This is a genomic window from Micromonospora sp. NPDC023633 (assembly GCF_040640035.1).
In the GTDB taxonomy this organism is placed as follows: Bacteria; Actinomycetota; Actinomycetes; order Mycobacteriales; family Micromonosporaceae; genus Micromonospora.
On the sequence record NZ_JBFABB010000235.1, the window covers coordinates 1 to 4,908 of the forward strand.

A 4,908-nucleotide genomic window follows, 5' to 3' on the forward strand; every position below is an offset into this window, starting at 1 on the left:
GGCGGCCAGGTGCCGGGCCGCGCCGACCACCAGCCGGGCCCCGGCGAGCACGGGCGCGGCGGCGGGGTGCGCCGGTCCGCCCGCCGCGTCGATCCCCACCACGGTCACCGCCGGCCCGGCGCCCGCGGCCGGCTGGCCGCCGGTCACGCCGCCCACCGGCCCGAGGAGGCGACCACCCGGTCCCCGGCGAAGTCGACCATGGCGACGTCGACGGTGACGGCGGTGCCGGCGAACCGGAGCAGCACCTGCCGCACCCGCTGGCAGAGCAGGTCGCCGGCGGGGCCGAGCAGCCCGGCGGCCTCCCACAGCTCGTACGCGTGCCGCCCGGTGTTCGCCGCGGTGACCGCCGCCACCAGCTCGGCGTCGCCGCCCGCCTCGGCGGTGACCGCCCCGAGCAGCGACAGGTCCACCTTGGACCGGGTGTAGTGGGTCATCAGGATGCCGGCCGCGAGCTTGGCGAGCTTGCCGGCCATCCCGACGAAGACAACGCCGGTCATCCCGTCGCCCACGGCGGCGGTGACGGCCGCGCCGGTGAAGTCGCCGACCTCCACGAAGCACACCTCGGGCAGCTCCGGCAGCAGCGCGCGGGCGGCCCGCTCGGTACGCCCGCCGGTGCAGAGCACCACGGTCCGCTCCCCCTGGGCGGCCATCACGTGCACCGCCTGCACCACGCTGGCCCGCCAGGAGGCGGTGGAGAACGGGCGGACGACGCCGGTGGTGCCGAGGATGGAGATGCCGCCGAGGATGCCGAGCCGACGGTTGGTGGTCTTGCGGGCCATGATCTCGCCGCGCGGCACGCTGACCACCACCCGGACGCCCACCTCGCTCAGGTCGACGACCTCGGCGACGGCCTGGCCGATCATGCGGCGCGGGGTCTCGTTGATGGCCGGACCGCCGACGGGCAGGCCGAGGCCGGGCCGGGTGACCGTGCCGACGCCCAGCCCGCCGTCGAGGCGCAGCCCGGGCGCGTCCCGCCAGCTGACGGTGGCGGTCAGCTCGGCGCCGTGCGTGACGTCCGGGTCGTCGCCGGCGTCCTTGACCACCACCGCCTCCGCCCACGAGCGGCCGTCGACCTCGCAGCGGGCCACCGGGAAGCTGACCCGCCGTCCGGCGGGCAGCCCGATCTCCACCTCCCGCTGCGGCACGCCGGTGACCAGGGCGGTCAGTGCCGCCTTGGTCGCCGCCGTCGCGCAGGCGCCGGTGGTCCACCCGGTGCGCAGCGCGGTGGGCCGGACCTTCGCCGTACGCGGCAGGTCCGGCTCGCGCAGCGGCGGCTCGGCGTACGTCATCAGGCGCGCCCGTCCCCCGGTGTCCCGCCGCCCGCGCGGGCGCGGCGCAGGTCGGCGCGGGCGGCCGGCTCGGCCCGCCGGAAGGTGTGGAAGTGCCCGGGGTGGTAGAGGTGCGAGCGGGTGCCGGCGGCGGCGAGCGCCGGGCCGACCAGGAAGAGGGTGTGCTTCCAGAGCTTGTGCTCCTTGACGGTGGCCTCCAGGTCGCCGAGCGCGCACCGCACCACCAGCTCGTCGGGCCAGGTCGCCTGGTACGCCACCACGACCGGGGTGTCGGCCGGGTACCCGCCGGCCAGCAGCTCGGCCTGCGCCTGGCCGGAACGGGCGGCGGAGAGGAACAGCGCCATGGTGGTGCCGTGCCGGGCGAACTCGCGGACCCGCTCCCCCGGCGGCATCGGGGTCTTCCCGCCCTCCAGCCGGGTGAGGATCACCGACTGGGCGACCTCGGGGATGGTGAGTTCCCGGCCGACGATCGCCGCGACGGCGGTGAACGACGAGACGCCGGGGACGATCTCCACGGCCAGGCCGAGCGCCCGGCACAGGTCGAGCTGCTCCTGCACCGCGCCCCACAGCGCCGGGTCGCCGGAGTGGATCCGCGCCACGGTCAGCCCGTCGGCGGCGGCCCGCTGGTAGAGCGGCAGCACGCCCTCGATCGGCAGCCGCGACGAGTCGACGATCTCCGCGTCACCGCGGGCGTGGGCGAGCACGTCGGCGTGCACCAGGCTGGCGGCCCAGACCACCACGTCGGCCGCGCCGATCACCCGGGCGGCGCGCAGGGTCAGCAGGTCCGCCGCGCCGGGGCCGGCCCCGACGAACCACACCTTGCCCGTGCTGGTCGGCCCGCCGTCTCCAGCGCGGTCCGCGATCGGTGCGGTGGTCACCGGATCACCGCCAGGATGCCCCGTCCTTCAGAGCGGGGAGGAATGGCGGACGCGTCGTCAACCATGACTGTCCTTTCTGGTAAGACTGGTCCTGTGCGGACGGCGTACAGGTGTCGGGCGTACCCGACCCCGAAGCAGGCGGCGGTGCTTAACCGCACATTCGGCTACATCCGGGTGGTGTGGAACCGCACTCTCGCCGCCCGTCACGCCCGCTGGCACACCGAACGGAGATCCACTTCCTACGCGGAGACGGATCGAGCGTTGACGGAGATGAAGAAGCAGCCCGACCTGGCGTTTCTGGGTGAGGTGTCGTCGGTACCGCTGCAGCAGACCCTGCGGCACCAGCACACCGCCATGACCGCGTTCTTCGCCAAGCGGGCCCGGTACCCGCGCTACAAGTCGCGGCACGGCCGCCAGTCCGCCAGTTTCACCAGGTCGGCGTTCCGGCTGCGCGGCGGGAACCTGTCGCTGGGGAAGATTCCGGGTGTGCTGCGGTTCGTGTGGTCCTGGCCGGACATCGACCCGGCGGGGCTGGACCCGACGATGGTGACGGTGTCGCGTGACCCAGACGGCCGCTGGTTCCTGACCTTCGCCGTCGACATCGCGACACCCGCCGCACCCGAACCGGCGGGTGGGGTGGTGGGTGTGGACCTCGGTCTGAGTGACTTCGCGGTGTTGTCCACCGGCGAGCGCATCCCCCACCCCAGGCACATGGAACGGCGCGAACGCCGACTCAAGCGGTATCAGCGGATGATGGCCCGCCGGCAGAAGGGCTCCGCTAACCGCGCCAAAGCCAAACGGAAGGTCGCGCGGGCGCACTCGCGGGTTCGCGACGCCCGCCGGGACTTCCTCCACCAGCAGTCCACCGCCCTGGTCCGCCGGTTCGCCGCCATCGCCGTGGAGGACCTGACGGTGGCGAACATGGTCCGCAACCGGTCCCTGTCCAAGGCGATCTGTCGTACCGGCTGGGCCGAGTTCCGTACCCTGCTCGCCTACAAGGCGCACCGCGACGGCCGCACCCTCACCGTCGTGGACCGCTGGTACCCGTCGTCGAAAACCTGCTCGGAGTGCGGGCACCTGCTCGCCACGCTTTCCCTCGGCACACGACATTGGGTGTGTCCGGGTTGCGGCACCCGGCATGACCGGGACGTCAACGCCGCCAAGAACATCGCCGTCGCGGCCGGGCTGGTCGAGACGCAAAACGCCTGCGGAGCGGACGTCAGACACGAAGGACCCCCTTCCGTGCGGTCTGCGATGAACCAGGAACCCCAACCCGCGAGGGTGGGAATCCCCGGCCTTTAGGCGGGGGGATGTCAAAGTTTTCCTCCCCTACGGTCCCGGCGGGCCGGGACGAGCAGCGTCGACAGGTACGGCAGGTCGTCGGCCGCGTCGGCGACCGGGCCGATCCGCTCGCCGGGCAGCCCGAGGCCCCGGCCCAACACGGCGTCGCCGAGGCGGCCCTGGCGGCGCAGCTCGGCGACCAGTTCGGCGTGCCGCCGCCAGCCCTTGTAGGCCACGACGGTGCCCGGGCCGGCGAGCGCGTCGGCGAAGAGGGCCAGCCCGGCGGTGGCCGGCAGCAGGGTGAGCGGCTCCCGGCCCTCGCAGAGCGGCACGCCGCTGCGCGCCGCGAGGTCCTGCATGGCGGTGATCCCGGGGACCGTGCGCACCTCGACCGCCGGGCGCAGGGCGCGGACGCCCTGCGCCAGGTAGCCGAAGGTGGAGTAGACGTTCGGGTCGCCGATGGTGGCGAAGACGACCGCGCGGGCGCCCCCGTCGACCGCGTCGACCACCGCCCGCGCGGCGTCGTCCCAGGCGCGTTCCCGGCGGGCGGTCACCCCGCCCCGGTCGTCGAGGGCGAACGGCAGCCGGCGCAGCCGGTCCGGCGCGACGTGCGCGCAGACGGTGGTCTCGGCCCGGCCCGGGGGCGCGGCGCCGTCCGCGGCGAGCCGGTCCAGCACGGGTACGAACACCACGTCGGCCTCGGCCAGCAACCGGGCCGCCCGCAGGGTGAGCAGCTCGGGGTCGCCGGGACCGACGCCGATCCCGGTCAGCGTCGCGGCACCGTCGCCGGCCCCCGGCACGCCGTCGTCCGGCCCGCCCGGCGCGTCGTGGCCCTCGTGCGCGGTCACCGGCTCGCCGCCTCGACCAGGCGGCGGGCGGCCTGCGGGTGACCGGCCCAGTGCGTGTGCAGGTAGGAGGCGTGCACGCGGCCGGCGACGAAGCCGTGCTCGGCACCGTCCCAGCGCCACGCCGGCCGCTCGCCGTGCCCGGGGTCGGTGACGGTGCGGTGGAACTCGTGGCCGCGTACCGGGTCGCCGGGGCGGTGCAGCGGGGAGCCGGTGACGGCGACGGCGTCGCGGTAGCCGAGGGTCAGCCGGTCGGACATCCGGGCGGTGAGGTCGAGCCGGCCGCACATGGGCACCCCGTCGAGGTGCCGACCGAGGTAGAGCAGGCCGGCGCACTCGGCGACGACCGGGCCGTCGAAGTCGGCCAGCTCGGCGCGGAGCGTGGCGTTCCCGGCGAGCTGCGGCGCGTACGCCTCGGGGAAGCCGCCGCCGACGACCACCGCGCGGGTGCCGGCGGGCAGGGCGGGGTCGTGCAGCGGGTCGAAGGGGGCCACCGTGGCGCCGGCCGCGGCGAGCAGTTCGGCGGTCTCGGCGTAGGAGAAGGTGAAGGCCGGCCCGCCCGCGACCGCGACCACGGGGCGCTCGGCGCCGGCGGGTCCGCCGACGGCGGCGTCC

The 4,908-nt window shown here is 75.4% G+C and carries 4 protein-coding genes and 1 pseudogene; 1 reads left to right on the top strand and 4 read right to left on the bottom strand.

All coding sequences use genetic code 11. From position 1 onward, the window contains the following. Positions 1 to 143: 143 nt before the first annotated feature. The gene (locus AB0G13_RS34000) at positions 144 to 1,289 is read right to left on the bottom strand and encodes a cobalt-precorrin-5B (C(1))-methyltransferase (RefSeq protein ID WP_357883600.1); all 1,146 of its coding nucleotides are present in this window, start codon (positions 1,287 to 1,289) and stop codon (positions 144 to 146) included. Beyond that, positions 1,289 to 2,167: a precorrin-4 C(11)-methyltransferase gene (gene cobM / locus AB0G13_RS34005; RefSeq protein ID WP_357883603.1), complete on the bottom strand. Its 879-nt coding sequence runs from the start codon at positions 2,165 to 2,167 to the stop codon at positions 1,289 to 1,291. The genes AB0G13_RS34000 and cobM overlap by 1 nt, the downstream gene beginning before the upstream one ends. A gap of 63 nt (positions 2,168 to 2,230) precedes the next feature. Between cobM and AB0G13_RS34010 the strand changes: the two genes are divergently transcribed. Beyond that, positions 2,231 to 3,469: a transposase gene (locus AB0G13_RS34010; protein ID WP_357883606.1), complete on the top strand. Its 1,239-nt coding sequence runs from the start codon at positions 2,231 to 2,233 to the stop codon at positions 3,467 to 3,469. An 11-nt stretch (positions 3,470 to 3,480) separates the two neighbouring features. Here the strand turns inward: AB0G13_RS34010 and cobI are convergent, their stop codons facing one another. Beyond that, a complete protein-coding gene (gene cobI, locus AB0G13_RS34015; protein WP_357883609.1) occupies positions 3,481 to 4,248 on the bottom strand; it encodes a precorrin-2 C(20)-methyltransferase in 768 nt (255 codons plus the stop codon). Positions 4,249 to 4,292: 44 nt separating this feature from the next. Next, positions 4,293 to 4,908: pseudogene (locus tag AB0G13_RS34020) on the bottom strand (cobyrinic acid a,c-diamide synthase); the annotation flags it as partial.